11 protein-coding genes are annotated in these 14099 nt (G+C 57.9%); 9 read left to right on the top strand and 2 right to left on the bottom strand.

Translation table 11 applies throughout. The annotated features are described in order from the left end of the window. Positions 1-119: 119 nt before the first annotated feature. Complete coding sequence (nagE, locus tag ACTG2S_RS08785; RefSeq protein WP_021231106.1) at positions 120-1598, bottom strand: N-acetylglucosamine-specific PTS transporter subunit IIBC; 1479 nt, start codon at positions 1596-1598, stop codon at positions 120-122. Between the two features lie 273 nt (positions 1599-1871). On the opposite strand from nagE, the gene nagB reads away from it, so the two are divergent. The 3 genes from nagB to nagC are packed head-to-tail and all read left to right on the top strand — an operon-like array spanning position 1872 to position 5046. Beyond that, complete coding sequence (gene nagB / locus ACTG2S_RS08780; RefSeq protein WP_033138914.1) at positions 1872-2672, top strand: glucosamine-6-phosphate deaminase; 801 nt, start codon at positions 1872-1874, stop codon at positions 2670-2672. A 9-nt stretch (positions 2673-2681) separates the two neighbouring features. Further along, positions 2682-3827 (top strand): N-acetylglucosamine-6-phosphate deacetylase, encoded by a 1146-nt coding sequence (gene nagA, locus ACTG2S_RS08775; RefSeq protein WP_274160977.1) that lies wholly within the window; start codon positions 2682-2684, stop codon positions 3825-3827. 4 nt (positions 3828-3831) lie between these two features. Next, on the top strand, positions 3832-5046 hold the full coding sequence (gene nagC / locus ACTG2S_RS08770; RefSeq protein WP_439982345.1) for a DNA-binding transcriptional regulator NagC: 1215 nt from the start codon (positions 3832-3834) through the stop codon (positions 5044-5046). 71 nt (positions 5047-5117) lie between these two features. On the opposite strand, the gene ACTG2S_RS08765 is transcribed toward nagC, so the two are convergent. Continuing rightward, on the bottom strand, positions 5118-6734 hold the full coding sequence (locus ACTG2S_RS08765; RefSeq protein ID WP_439982343.1) for a phosphoethanolamine transferase: 1617 nt from the start codon (positions 6732-6734) through the stop codon (positions 5118-5120). A 229-nt stretch (positions 6735-6963) separates the two neighbouring features. On the opposite strand from ACTG2S_RS08765, the gene ACTG2S_RS08760 reads away from it, so the two are divergent. The 6 genes from ACTG2S_RS08760 (at position 6964) to ACTG2S_RS08735 (ending at position 14087) form a co-directional block, all read left to right on the top strand. Further along, a complete protein-coding gene (locus tag ACTG2S_RS08760; RefSeq protein ID WP_274160979.1) occupies positions 6964-8199 on the top strand; it encodes an HD-GYP domain-containing protein in 1236 nt (411 codons plus the stop codon). 352 nt (positions 8200-8551) lie between these two features. Continuing rightward, positions 8552-10222, top strand: a complete 1671-nt coding sequence (locus ACTG2S_RS08755; RefSeq protein WP_274160980.1) for a sensor histidine kinase — start codon at positions 8552-8554, stop codon at positions 10220-10222. Continuing rightward, the gene (btsR, locus tag ACTG2S_RS08750; protein ID WP_005350523.1) at positions 10219-10923 is read left to right on the top strand and encodes a two-component system response regulator BtsR; all 705 of its coding nucleotides are present in this window, start codon (positions 10219-10221) and stop codon (positions 10921-10923) included. Before ACTG2S_RS08755 ends, btsR begins: the two co-directional genes overlap by 4 nt. A gap of 140 nt (positions 10924-11063) precedes the next feature. Beyond that, entirely contained in the window at positions 11064-12485 is a 1422-nt protein-coding gene (locus ACTG2S_RS08745; RefSeq protein ID WP_005337857.1) for a carbon starvation CstA family protein, read from the top strand. 222 nt (positions 12486-12707) lie between these two features. Continuing rightward, positions 12708-13046, top strand: a complete 339-nt coding sequence (locus tag ACTG2S_RS08740; RefSeq protein ID WP_005337862.1) for a DUF3302 domain-containing protein — start codon at positions 12708-12710, stop codon at positions 13044-13046. A gap of 3 nt (positions 13047-13049) precedes the next feature. Next, entirely contained in the window at positions 13050-14087 is a 1038-nt protein-coding gene (locus ACTG2S_RS08735) for an HlyD family secretion protein (protein ID WP_144712432.1), read from the top strand. Positions 14088-14099: the final 12 nt, after the last annotated feature.

Genomic DNA, 14099 nt, shown 5'->3' with positions numbered 1-14099 from the left:
CTGCTGCTCTCATTTGAAGTAAAGGTTGGATTTTCTTGGCTTTTTTATATGGGGCCCCTGATCGGGGCCCTTAGTTATGTCAACAATGGACTTAGACTTGAGGTGAGCGAGTCGCTCGATTAACGCAGGGCTTTCATCTCACCGGCGATGATTTCGGCCAATGGGCCCAGAATCACCTGCAGGTTCTGCTCACCGAGTTTGACCACACCGGCCGCACCCAAGGCTTTCAGCTTGCGCTCATCGACGATGCTGCGGTCTTTCAGAGTCAGACGCAGACGGGTGATGCAGGCATCGATGGAGACCAGGTTCTCTTGACCACCCAGCACTTCCAGGTATTGCTTGGCCAGCTCGGTACGGTTGGTAGATTGAGCGGCAGCCGGAGCAGTATCTTCGTCATCTTCACGACCCGGGGTTTTCAGGTTCAGCTTGGCAATCACTACGCGGAACACGGTGTAGTAGAGGCCGAAGAAGACCAGACCCTGAGGGATCAGCATGTACCAGTTGGTCGCCAGCGGGTTACGGCTGGAGAGCACCATATCCACCAGACCGGCACTGAAACCGAAACCGGCCATCCACTGCATGGAGGCAGCGATGAACACGGAGATACCGGTCAGTACGGCGTGGATGACATACAGTACCGGCGCCACGAACATGAAGGAGAACTCGAGCGGCTCGGTTACACCGGTGAAGAAGGAAGCAAAGGCAGCTGCGATCATGATGGAAGCAACTTTCTCTTTGTTCTCTTTCTTGGCGGAGTGGTAGATGGCCAGAGCGGCACCCGGCAGACCGAACATCATGATGGGGAAGAAGCCAGCCTGGTACATACCAACCACGCCTTTCACCTGCTCCAGGCTCTTGCCAGCGGCCAGAGCGGCATCGATGGTAGCCTGACCACCCAGAAAGTTCGGGATGTCGTTGATACCGGCCACGTTGAACCAGAACACGGAGTTCAGGGCGTGGTGCAGACCGATCGGGATCAGCAGACGGTTGAAGAAGGCGTAGATACCAGCACCGGTAGAGCCCAGGCTCACGATGGACTCACCGAAGGAGACCAGACCACCGTAGATTGCCGGCCATACGGCCATCAGGATGAAAGACACGACGATCATCACGACAGAGGTTACGATCGGTACCAGACGACGACCGGAGAAGAAGGAGAGTGCCTTGTGCAGCTCGACGCTGCTGAAGCGGTTGTACAGCTCAGCGGCGATAACACCACACAGGATACCCACGAACTGGTTGCTGATCTTGGCAAACGCAGCAGGAACCTGCTCCACCGGGATGCTCTTGATCTGGGCCACAGCGCCCGGGCTCAGCAGGGTGGTGACGACCAGGAAGCCGACCAAACCTGCCAGGGCAGCAGAACCGTCTTTATCCTTGGACATACCGTAAGCGACACCGACTGCGAACAGTACGGACATGTTATCGATAATGGCTGCGCCCGCTTTAATCAGGAAGGCAGCCAGCGCACTGTCACCACCCCAACCATTCGGGTCAATCCAGTAGCCAACCCCCATCAGGATCGCGGCGGCAGGCAATACCGCTACCGGCACCATCAGGGCACGGCCGATCTTTTGCAAATAACCGAGAATGTTCACGGTTCCTCTCCTTAGTTAATGTTTTTCTAGAAATTAAGTGCTTATCACGTTTGACGCATAAGCCATCAAGGCTTGATTGGCAGTCTAGGGCTTTTATTTCGCTGCGCAAATTAATAAACCGATAATCGTGATCGTTATCACCCAAACAAGATAAAGGTGGTGGATAGATGTGGCTTAGTTCGCAATCTTTATTTACGCTATAAAACAACTTGAATCCGTCTTAGCCAATTGCAACCGCCAAACCGGTCGCAACCCGACACAGAGGTATCCCATATGCGCCTGATCCCGTTGAAATCTGCCAGCCAAGTAGGCCTGTGGTCTGCTCGTTACATCGTTGACCGCATCAACGCGTTCAAGCCGACAGCTGAGCGCCCTTTCGTACTGGGCCTGCCCACCGGTGGCACCCCGCTCAACACCTACAAGCGCCTGATCGAGTTGCACAAAGCCGGTGAAGTGAGCTTCCAGAACGTGGTCACCTTCAACATGGACGAGTACGTCGGCCTGCCGGAAGATCACCCGGAGAGCTACCACAGCTTCATGCACAACAACTTCTTCAGCCACATCGACATTCGTCCCGAAAACATCAACATCCTCAACGGCAATGCCGAGGATCTGGTGGCCGAGTGCAAGCGCTACGAAGACAAAATCAAGTCCTACGGCAAGATCCACCTGTTCATGGGTGGCGTGGGTAACGACGGCCACATCGCATTCAACGAGCCGGCCTCTTCCCTCTCCTCCCGCACCCGGGTCAAGACCCTGACCGAAGACACCCGTATCGCCAACTCCCGCTTCTTCGGTGGCGACATGGAGCAGGTGCCCAAACTGGCCCTGACCGTGGGTGTCGGCACCCTGATGGATGCGGAAGAGATCATGATCCTGGTCACCGGTCACGGCAAGGCACTGGCCCTGCAGGCCGCCGTAGAAGGCAGCGTCAACCACATGTGGACCATCTCCACCCTGCAACTGCATCCGAAGGGAATGATGGTGTGCGACGAGCCCTCCACCATGGAGCTCAAGGTCAAGACCGTTCGCTACTTCCAGCAGCTGGAAGCCGCCAACATCGGCCGTCTGTAAGGAGTCGTCATGTACGCATTGACCAACTGCACCCTCTACACCGGCAGCTGCGTGCTGACCGGCTACGGGGTGCTTATCGAGGGCGACAAAATTGTCGCCATCTCTCACCTGGCCGAACTGCCTGCGGGCATCGAGCAGATTGACCTCAAAGGCGCCAACCTGACCGCCGGTTTTATCGACGTGCAGCTCAACGGCTGTGGCGGTGTGATGTTCAACACCGACATCACCACCGGAACCCTGGCGACCATGCAGGCGGCCAACCTCAAATCCGGAACCACCAGCTTCCTGCCGACCCTGATCACCAGTCCGGATGCGGACATGAAGCAGGCCGTTGCGGTGACCCGTGACTACATGGCTGCACACCCCAACGAGGTGCTGGGCGTCCATCTGGAAGGGCCTTACACCAACCTCAAGCGCAAGGGGATTCACCCTGCCGCGCAAATTCGCCAGCCAGCGGACGAGATGATCGACTTCTTCTGTGCCAACGCGGATGCCATAACCAAAATCACCCTGGCTCCGGAGCGCAACGAGCCGGCCCATATCCGCCGTCTGGTGGAAGCGGGCATTCTGGTCTCGGCCGGTCACACTGCCGCCAGTTACGATCAAGCCATGGCCGGGTTCGATAACGGTATTCGCTTTGCGACCCACCTCTACAACGCCATGACTCCGACCCTCAACGGTCGCGAGCCGGGCGTGGTGGGCGCCATCTACGATCGCAAGGATGTCTACGCGGGCATCATCGTCGATGGCCACCATGTGCACTGGGCCAACGTGCGTCTGGCTCACAAGGCGCTGGGGGAGCGACTGGTGCTGGTCACCGATGCCACCGCGGCAGCCGGTGCACCGGAAGGCTTTGAGAAATTTGATTTTTGTGGCACCACCGTCTTTTTACGCGATGGTCAGTGCATCGACGAGAATGGTACACTCGGCGGTTCCTCCCTCACCATGATTGAGGGGGTGGAAAATCTGGTCAAGCAGGTCGGATTACCGCTCGATGAAGCACTGAGAATGGCCAGCCTCTACCCCGCTCGCGCCATTGGATGGGACTCACGTCTCGGTAGTATCCAGGTCGGTAAAGTAGCCAACCTCACTGTCTTCGATCAGGACTTCACGGTCCGTGGGACCGTGGTTAACGGACACTACACACAACAGTGACATCATGACTGGCGGACAAATAGCAAACGTAGATCTTATCAAGCAGGTCAACAGTGCAGCCGTGTATCGGCTCATCGACCTGCAAGGCCCCATCTCCCGGGTCAAGATTGCCGAGTTGAGTCAGCTGGCCCCGGCCAGCGTGACCAAAATAACCCGGCAACTGATCGAGCATGGCCTGATCAAGGAGACCTCTCCGCAAGCCTCAACCGGCGGGCGGCGTGCCATCTCCCTGACCACCATCAAACATCGCTTTCAGTTTGTCTCTGCCAAGCTGGGCCGCGGCTACCTGCAACTGAGTCTCTATGACCTCGATGGCAAGGAGCTCGACCGGCACGTCATTCAGGTGACCGAGATCGACCAGCAACCCGTGGTCGACATGCTGCTGCGGGAAATTGGCGCCTTCATCGACGCCAACGCCGAGCGCAGCCGCAATCTCATCAGCATAGCCCTCACCATGCCGGGTCTGGTCAACCCGGAATCCGGTATGGTCATCTACACCCCCAAGTACCAGATCCGCAATCTGGGATTGGCGAAGCTGTTGGAAAACCACTTTAACCTCCCCTGCTACGTGGGCAACGACACCCGCTCGCTGGCGCTGGCCGAACACTTCTTCGGCGAGTCCCGCGACTGCATGGACTCCATTCTGGTGAGCGTCCATCAGGGGACAGGCTCGGGGATCATCACCAAGGGTCAGGTGTTCCTCGGTCAGAACCGCAACGTCGGCGAGATCGGCCATATCCAGGTCGAGCCGCTCGGCAAGCGCTGCCACTGTGGCAACTTCGGCTGCCTCGAGACCATCGCCTCCAACGAAGCGATCATCGACAAGGTGAAGGAGCTCATCAGCCGCGGCCACCAGAGCGCGCTGCAGGAGAAGCACATCACCATTCAGGAGGTGTGCAAGGCGGCGCTGGCAGGCGATGAACTGGCCCGCAGCGTGATCGAGAACGTGGGTGAGCATCTGGGACGAGCCGTGGCCATCACGGTCAACCTGTTCAACCCGCAAAAGGTGCTGATCGCCGGCGAAATCACCGCTGCCGAAGAGATCCTCTTCCCGGCTATCCGCCGCTGCGTAGAGCACCAGTCCCTGCCGAGCTTCCACCGTGGCCTGCCCATCGTGAAGGCGCGCTTCCAGAACCAGCCAACCTATGGCGGCTTTGCGCTGGTCAAACGTGCCCTGCTGGAGGGAGATCTGCTGCAGATCATCATGGAGCAGAAGTAAGACACTGATCTTGCGAGATAACAAAACGGCAGCCACTGGCTGCCGTTTTCTATTGTGTGCTTGCTGGCGGTTTAGCCCGCCCGACATGGCTTGAACAGATCCAGCTTGTTGTCGTAAACACTCGTCTGCACATCCATGATCCCCAGCATGGAGTGAAAGAGGTTGTCATGGGAGAAGCGCTGACTGCTCGCCTCCGCCGCCAGGCAACCCATATCAAGCTGGCGATCGGCCTGCAACTGAGGCGAGAACCAGGTCAGCAACGGCACCCGGGTCTGATCATCCGGCGCGAACTTGTATGGCGTGCCGTGCAGATAGAGCCCCATGGCCCCGAGGGATTCGCCGTGATCGGAGAGATAGACCAGTCCCACATCGTACTGGCTCTCCAGCGACTTGAGCTTGTCTATCAGCAGTCCCACCACCTTATCGGTGTAGCGGATGGTGTTGTCATAGGTGTTGACCAGCTCTTCGTTGCTGCAGTTTTCAATGTCGCTACGCGGGCAGTCCGGCATAAAGACGCGCTCGCTGGCAGGGTAACGACGAAAATAGGTCGGGCCATGGCTGCCCATCAGATGAAAGGCCACCAGCTTGTTGCCCTTCATGCCGGCAATCTGCTGATCCAGTCCCTCCAGCAACACCTCGTCATAGCAAGACTCCCCCTGACAGAGCGCAGGATAGGATTTGGGGAGGATCTCGATGGTCGGCACATTGCGGCACACCCCTTTGCAACCGCCATCGTTCTCTTTCCACAACACCGAGACTCCGGCATGTTGCAGCACATCGAGCAGGCCGTCACGGGAGCTGGCGAGCTGGTCATCGTAGCCACGGCGCGTGAGGTTGGAGAACATGCAGGGCACCGAAACCGCAGTAGCCGTGCCGCAGGAGCGCACATCTTTGAACGACACCACCCCCTGCTCTTTTGCCGTAAAGCTGTTGGTCGCCTTGCCATACCCGTTAAGGGAGTAGTTCTGGCTGCGCGCCGTCTCCCCCACTACCAGGAACATCAAAGTCGGCTTGCTTCCCCGTGCCACCACCCTGGCATCTGTCCCCAGATGCTGGTAGGGGATCGGCGTGGCAAACAGCACATCCCGCCCATATTTGTAGAGGCCGTGCACATAGTTGGCAGGCACAATCTCTTTGGCCAGAGACTTGTTGTTGCGCCCGACCGAGGCGTAATCCTGATAGTAAAGTGACGCGACGCCCCCGATAAACAGCAGAGAGATAGCCAGTGCACCAGCCCGCCACGCCAACCCCTGATACCAGCGAACCGGATAGCGGATCCGCAGTGACCAGAGCACCAGAACAGGCAGCAGCCCGGTCAGCAGAAACCAGAACGCAACCGAGCCATTCAAATAGGCCCCCGCCTCACCACTGTTGGTCTCCACTATGTTCTGGATCATGCCAGCATCAAAGATGACGCCGTATTTGAGCATGGCGTAGCTGACGATGGAGCCAGTCAGAATGAGCACGGTAAAAAAGGGCTTGAGCACAAACCGGAACGTGAAGGGAATAAACACGGCATTGAGCGCCGCGATCAGCACCAGCGGGATCGAGATGGCAAATCCGGCTTTGACATGGGTCAGGGCGCTAAGCACCGTATAGAAATGCATAAAGATTGGCCAGTTCAGTACCAGGGCGAAAAAGAGCACCAGCAACAGATTGGTCTGCAGTACACCGAGGGTTACACGCATAAACAACTCCTACATACCGGCCTGCAGCGCAGCGGGCCGGTCAAGCCAACAAAAAGACGGGGCCAGCGTAGGAAGTAAAACTTAAGCGCGAATTAAGAGGAGAAGCACGGCGCTCGTGCGCACCATCACAGCAGGGGGTGCTCCGTGGCCCCGAAATGGATTTTTAGTTGTCTATCCATCGGATTTTGCTAGCTTGTTGAGTAGGCATTCACGAAATGCAGGTTAACCGATGGCACTGATCCAAGCCTCGATAGAGCAATTGAGAGTAGGCCACTATATCCATCTCCCCACGGGATGGACCAACCACCCGTTTATGTTCAATACCTTCAAGATCAAGGATCAGCAGCAACTCGACATTCTCCGTCATCTTGATCTCACCCTGCTGATGGTCGACCCCGACAAGAGCGATCTGCCCATAGAGCCGCTGCTGCGCGGCGATATCCCGGATGCCGGGCCTGATCTTGATGAGCTGGAAGAGCTGATTGCCTCGGGCCCGCCCCCCTTTGACGAAAAGGCCTTTCGCCGCTCCATGCGCGCCGCCGACAAAGCCTTTGGCCAATCCATGAGCGAGCTGCGTGATGCACTCGGGGCGCTGAACCTCAAACCGGATGAGGGGCTGGCCAATACCGCCCAGATTGTCCGCAATGCCGCCTTCACCCTCAGTCAGCATGAAGGGCCTCTCGGGCTCCACCTTATTCGCAGCCCCCACACCGATATCCTGCTGCAACACAGCCTCAATGTGGCTTTTATTGCCATGCTGATGGCCCGCGAACTGGGGATGAATCCCATCGAGCTGGAAGAGACCGGCCTTGCGGGACTTATCCACGACATAGGTGAACTGAAAATTCCCAGCCAGATCACCCAAAAGCGTGGTGAGCTAAACAAGGCCGAGCAGAACTTCCTCAAGATGCATCCCCAGTACGGATTTGACATGCTGAACCAACTCAATGCCTTTGAGCCCAAAATTCGTCAGGTAGCCCATCTGCACCACGAACGGCTCGACGGCAGCGGTTATCCGCTGGGGATCAAGGGGGGGGAGATCCCGCCGCTGGCGCGGCTGATCGGACTGGTCGACTTCTACGACGAGCTGCTTCATCCCCGCAACAGTGGCACGCCGGCGGCACCGAGTCAGGCCATCAGCCAGCTCTACAAGTTATCCCAGAAGAAGTTCGACCAGAATCTGGTCAAGTTGCTAGTCAAGGTGCTGGGGGTCTACCCACCGGGCTCCCTGGTGAAACTCTCCGACGAGAGCATTGCGCTGGTGCTCTCTACCGAACCCACCATGCCCCTCAAGCCGAAGATCCTGCCCTATATCAAGGCCCAGCGGCCGGAAGCGGTCGCCATGATCGATCTGCGGGAAGATGAACGCACCATCAGTGCCTTTATCAAACAGGAGGAACTGGATGAGGGACAGCGGCAGTTCTTCAATCTGACCCGCCGCTTCTGTTACTACTTTGCATTCTGAGTTATCCCCAGAAGCTGGGGATAACTCATTGGACAAACCGGAATAATTGCACGAATCCCCACCAACAAGTTGCCATCTGATCATGTATAAAAACGCCCAGCCAAGGGGCTGGGCGGAGCATGCCACCTCCGTGTGGCGTATCCAGCGGATACATTCATGCTCCATCCATCAATATCAACCCGCTGCCGCTTACACAAATATCAATTTAACATGCTGATTTAATATGGTTTTATCCACTTGTTCTGGCAAACTGGCGTCCCGTTGCGCCCAGTTGGGCCAACAGAACAAGATCCTGATCACACTTATTCACGGGCTGGCTATTTTTTCAGCTGGCTTATGAGGAGCGTTTTTTATGCAGTTGGTCCTCTCCTTGCTGCAACAGATGAGCGTCAGCCTGGTGATCGCCTATCTCTTCTCGAAAAGCCCGCTGCTGCGCCCGCTGGCCAACTATTCCGTGAGACTACCTCACAAGATACTGATATACATCATCTTTTCCAGCTTTTGCATACTCGGTACCTATGTGGGCCTCGATATCGACGATGCCATCGCCAACACCCGGGCGGTCGGCGCCGTCTTGGGGGGATTATTGGGGGGGCCGCTGGTGGGCTTTCTGGTGGGGCTGACCGGCGGTCTGCACCGCTATACGCTGGGGGGATTTACCGATCTCGCCTGCGCCATCTCCACCACCTGTGAAGGGCTGCTCGGGGGCATAGTGCACTGGCGACTGATGCGCTCGGGGCGAACGGATGCCCTGTTTGAACCACGCATCGCCTTCTTTACCACCCTCTATGCCGAGATCATGCAGATGGTGATCATTCTGCTGGTGGCGACCCCGTTCGACAAATCCCTGCTGCTGGTGCGCACCATCGCCACCCCGATGATTCTGGCCAACTCCTGCGGCGCGGCGCTCTTTATCAGCATGATCCGCGACCAGCAGCGGATGTATGAGAAGTTCTCCCGGGTCTTCTCCGCCAAGGCGCTCAATATCGCCAACCGCACAGTGGGGATCATGAGTCAGGGCTTTACCCCGGAGGCGAGCAACAAGATTGCCCGCATCATTCAGGAGGAGACCGGTGTGGGGGCGGTCGCCATCACGGACACCGAGCAGATCCTCGCCTTTATCGGCACCGGCGAAGATCACCATCTGCCGGGTACCCCCATCGCGTCAGCCATCACCATGCAGGCCATCGCCCAGAACAAGGTGCTGTTTGCCGATGGCAACAGCCAGCCCTATCGCTGCAGCCTCTCCCCCGCATGCCAGCTGGGCTCGGTGCTGGTGATCCCGCTGCAGGGGGACAAAGGAGTGATCGGCACCATCAAGCTGTACGAGCCGAAGAAGCGGCTGTTTCTCAAGATCAACCACACCCTGGGGGAAGGGATTGCCAACCTGCTGTCACAGCAGTTGCTGGCCGGTCGGCTGGAGCAGCATCAGCGACTGCTGGTGCAGTCCGAGTTGAAACTTATCCAGGCCCAGATCAACCCCCACTTTCTGTTCAACACCCTCAACACCATCAGTGCCATCACCCGGCGTGATCCGGACAAGGCGCGAGACCTTCTGTTGCATCTTTCGCTGTTCTTTCGCAAGAACCTCAAGCGACAGAGCGGCCTTGCGACCCTGCAGGAGGAGCAGGAGCACTGCCAATCCTATCTGGAGATCGAGCTGGCCCGCTTTGGCGATCGGCTGACGGTGATAAACGAGATCCCGCCCCATCTGGCCACACTGCACCTGCCCAGCTTCACCCTGCAACCGCTGATCGAAAATGCCATCAAGCACGGCATCTCGACCCTGCTGGAGCAGGGGCGCATTCGCCTCTATACCGATGAGCATCCCACCAGCGTCACCATCCATGTGGAAGATAATGCAGGCACCTGGCAAGCGCACCCCGCTGGCGACGGTCTGGGCATGACCATTGTCGATCGGCGACTGAAAAGCGCCTTTGGCGAGCGCTATGGCGTGACTATTGCCTGCGAGCCGGAACAGTGGACCCGGGTCTCGTTCACCATCCCCAAGGAGCAACCATGATCCGCACCCTGATTGTCGATGACGAACACTACGCCCGCGAAGAGCTGAGGCAACAGCTGGCCTGCGATCCTGCCATCGAGATCGTGGGGGAAGCGGCCAACGCCATCGAGGCGCTGCCGCTTATTCAGCGCCTCAAGCCTGATGTGGTGTTCCTCGATATCCAGATGCCCAAGCTGAGCGGCATGGAGCTGGTCGCCATGCTCGACCCCCTGCCCCGCATCGTCTTTGTCACCGCTTTTGACGAATATGCCATTCAGGCATTTGAAGAGAACGCCTTCGACTACCTGCTCAAACCGGTGGAGCCCGCTCGGCTCGCCAAGACCCTCGCTCGCCTCAAGCAGGATATCTCCCCGCAGCCCATCGAGCGGCTGGCCCCGACTATCGAACATATTCCGGGCTATCTGCACAATCGGGTCAGGCTGCTGCCCATCGCGCAAGTGGAGTATGCCTTCTCCGATCTGGGCGGGGTCCATGTGGCCTGTCAGGGCGAGCTGTTCCACACCCAGCTCACCCTCAAATCGCTGGAAGAAAAGAGCCCGCTGCTGCGCTGCCACCGCCAGTATCTGGTATCCCCCAACGCCATCTTCGAGATCCGGCTGCTTGATAACCAGCTGGCAGAGATTGTCACCCCGAGCGGCGCCCGGGTGCCGGTCAGTCGTCGCTATCTCAAGGAGCTCAAAGATCAGCTGGGGCTGGACTGAACTGCGGAGTGTGCGCCTGATCACAGCCGCCGACCGCTCGGCACGCCAAAGCGCCGCTCGGGGAGTTTCACCTGCCAGTCAGGCACAACCGTTTTAGACTCGCTCTGCACACTAAAAAATAACAATGCAGGAGCGTAGCAATGATCTGGTTCTTCCTCTGTGTCGGCTTACTTGTGGCCGGCTACTTCATATACGGCAAATTCATCGAACGGATATTCAGCCCGAAACCCGAGCTGAAAACCCCCGCCATCACCATGGCTGACGGGGTGGACTATGTCCCGATGTCGGACAAGAAAGTCTATCTGGTTCAACTGCTCAACATCGCAGGCGTTGGCCCCATCTTCGGCCCCATCCTGGGTGCCCTCTACGGCCCGGTCGCCATGCTGTGGATCGTCTTTGGATGCATCTTCGCCGGTGCGGTACATGACTACTTCTCCGGCATGCTGTCGGTACGCGCCAAGGGGGCCTCGGTGCCAACCGTGGTCGGTGAACATCTGGGCACCGCCGCCAAGCACTTCATGAACCTGTTTGCCGTGGTGCTGCTGATGCTGGTGGGCGTGGTATTCGTGCTGAGCCCGGCAGGCCTCTTGGCCAACCTCACCTCCACCGATCTGGTCTACTGGATTGTGGCAATCTTTGCCTACTACATCCTCGCGACCATAGTCCCCATCGACAAGATCATCGGTCGCTTCTATCCCATCTTCGGCGCCCTGCTGGTCTTCATGTCGGTCGGCCTCATCGTTGGCCTGATCGCCTCCGGCAAAGGCTTCTACAACACCGGGATGGACTTCTCCAACCTGCACCCGACCGAACTGCCGCTCTGGCCGCTGCTGTTCATCACCATCGCCTGTGGCGCGGTATCAGGCTTCCACGCCACCCAGTCACCACTGATGGCGCGCTGCATGCAGAACGAAAAATCCGGCCGCTTCATCTTCTACGGCGCAATGATCGGTGAAGGGATCATCGCCCTTATCTGGTGCACCCTGGGTCTCTCCTTCTACGACAGCACCGAAGCACTCAACGCGACCATGGCCAACGGCGGCCCGGCAGCCGTGGTACACGAAGTCTCCACCAGCCTGCTCGGCACAGTCGGCGGCATTCTGGCCATCCTCGGCGTGGTGATCCTGCCCATCACCTCCGGTGACACCGCATTTCGCAGTGCACGCCTGATCGTGGCGGACTTCCTGAATATGACCCAGAAGCCGCTGGCCAAGCGTCTGCTGATCGCCATCCCCATGTTTATCCTTGGCTTCATCATCTCCAAGGCTGAGTTCGGGGTGATCTGGCGCTACTTCGGCTGGGCCAACCAGACCACCGCCGTCATCATGCTGTGGGCCGCTGCCGCCTACCTCATCAAAGAGGGCAAGCTGCACTGGATCTGCACCATTCCCGCCATGTTCATGACTGCTGTGGTGATCACCTATCTGGCCAACGCCCCCATCGGGTTCGGGCTAGAGATGGGGACCTCCACCATCATCGGCCTGACTGCAACGGCGGCCATTACCGTGGCCTTCCTGATGAAGTTCCGCCAGCCGCTGGTCAGCAGTACCAGCGAAGGGTAAAAACAGCAAAAAATGCAGCGAAAGCAGCACAAAAAGGCGCCTGATGGCGCCTTTTTTAATGGCAAAAAGACTAATAAGACAACTGTTGGACGGCTTCAGCTTCAATACAGCGAATAGCTTTAAGATTCCGGGCGAACTGACGATAAATGTGTGATTCTTAATTGCTTTAGTGCTTGTTGGAACCAATGATTAAGCTGTGCGTCATGCCAGTGGAGGTTATAAATGGCCCTTGATTATTTTGCACTTGGTCTGCTCGTCTTTGTCGGGCTGGTCATTTTTTATGGAGTCATCGTTATCCACGATATTCCTTACGAGATTGCCAAACATCGGAATCACCCTCATCAGGATGCCATTCACGTGGCAGGTTGGGTCAGCCTGTTTACCCTGCATGTGCTGTGGCCCTTCCTCTGGATCTGGGCAACTATCTATCGCCCCGATCGGGGCTGGGGCTTTAGCCAGCGGCTGCAAAAAGATGAAGAGGAGCTGGCGGCCCTCAAGCAGGAGTTGGCGGATCTGAAGAGCCGTATCAACACTATCGAACAGAGTGAGCAACAGGGATAGACCATGGACCTGCTACTGATCCTGACCTACACGGCGCTGTGTGTCGCCATATTCAAAATCTTCCGCATCCCGCTCAACAAGTGGACCGTCCCCACCGCAGCACTGGGCGGCGTGCTGCTCATCGGCACCCTGATCATGCTGATGAACTACAACCACCCCTACTCCGAGATGGCGCGCAACTACTACGTCTCCACCCCCATAGTGCCGCTGGTCAAGGGCCGGGTCGTTGAGGTTCCGGTGCAGGCCAACCAGCCGGTGAAAAAAGGCGACGTGCTGTTTCGCCTCGATGACGAACCGTTCCGCCTGAAAGTGGAGAGCCTCACCGCACGGGTCGAATCCAACCGCGAGCACCTCAAGTCCATTGAGGCAAGACTGCGCTCCGCCAGGCTGGATAGGGATCGCGCCAGCGACCTGATGCGCCGTGGCGTGGGCAAGCAGCGTGACCTCGACGTCACCCAGGCCAACGTGGATGACATCGTGGCCCAGATTGACCAGCAGAAAGCCACCCTGAACGATCTGCAGGCCCAGCTGATGGAAGCCAAGTACCAGCAGTCACAAACCGTGGTCTATGCCCCGAGCGATGGTCATGTGGTGCAGCTGGCCCTGCGCCCCGGCATGATCGCCACCCCCTTCATGTATCGTCCGGTGATGACCTTCATCCACAAGGATGACACCGCCTACGTCGGCTGGTTCTGGCAGAACAGCATGCAGCGACTGGCGGTGGGTGATGAGGCCGAAGTGGTGATCGATGGCGTACCCGGCAAAATCTTCAAAGGCAAGGTGACCGCCGTGGTTCCGGCCATTGCCGCCGGTAACGTGCAGGCCAACGCCGGTCTGCTGGATCAGACCACGGCGGTGCGTCCGGGTCGCCTGCCGGTAGTCATCTCCATTACCGACCCCGAGTGGGCCAAGTATCAGATGATTGCCGGTGCCAGCGGGCAGGCTGCGGTCTACACCCAGTACTTCCACCATGTATCTGTGATGCGCAAAGTGCTGCTGCGCATGGCAAGCTGGATGAACTACATCTTCCCGTTCCATTGATCAGCAACCAAG

Origin of the sequence: Aeromonas sp. 82P (assembly GCF_051919365.1) — a bacterium.
Classification (GTDB): Bacteria; Pseudomonadota; Gammaproteobacteria; order Enterobacterales; family Aeromonadaceae; genus Aeromonas; species Aeromonas veronii.
This window is presented reverse-complemented; position numbering and strand designations above follow the sequence as displayed.

Bases quoted from the DNA above. Each gene is read 5' to 3' on its own strand.
- nagB (WP_033138914.1), top strand. From the start codon at position 1,872: ATGCGCCTGATCCCGTTGAAATCTGCCAGCCAAGTAGGCCTGTGGTCT.
- nagA (WP_274160977.1), top strand. From the start codon at position 2,682: ATGTACGCATTGACCAACTGCACCCTCTACACCGGCAGCTGCGTGCTG.
- nagC (WP_439982345.1), top strand. From the start codon at position 3,832: ATGACTGGCGGACAAATAGCAAACGTAGATCTTATCAAGCAGGTCAAC.
- ACTG2S_RS08765 (WP_439982343.1), bottom strand. From the start codon at position 6,734: ATGCGTGTAACCCTCGGTGTACTGCAGACCAATCTGTTGCTGGTGCTC.
- ACTG2S_RS08760 (WP_274160979.1), top strand. From the start codon at position 6,964: ATGGCACTGATCCAAGCCTCGATAGAGCAATTGAGAGTAGGCCACTAT.
- ACTG2S_RS08755 (WP_274160980.1), top strand. From the start codon at position 8,552: ATGCAGTTGGTCCTCTCCTTGCTGCAACAGATGAGCGTCAGCCTGGTG.
- btsR (WP_005350523.1), top strand. From the start codon at position 10,219: ATGATCCGCACCCTGATTGTCGATGACGAACACTACGCCCGCGAAGAG.
- ACTG2S_RS08745 (WP_005337857.1), top strand. From the start codon at position 11,064: ATGATCTGGTTCTTCCTCTGTGTCGGCTTACTTGTGGCCGGCTACTTC.
- ACTG2S_RS08740 (WP_005337862.1), top strand. From the start codon at position 12,708: ATGGCCCTTGATTATTTTGCACTTGGTCTGCTCGTCTTTGTCGGGCTG.
- ACTG2S_RS08735 (WP_144712432.1), top strand. From the start codon at position 13,050: ATGGACCTGCTACTGATCCTGACCTACACGGCGCTGTGTGTCGCCATA.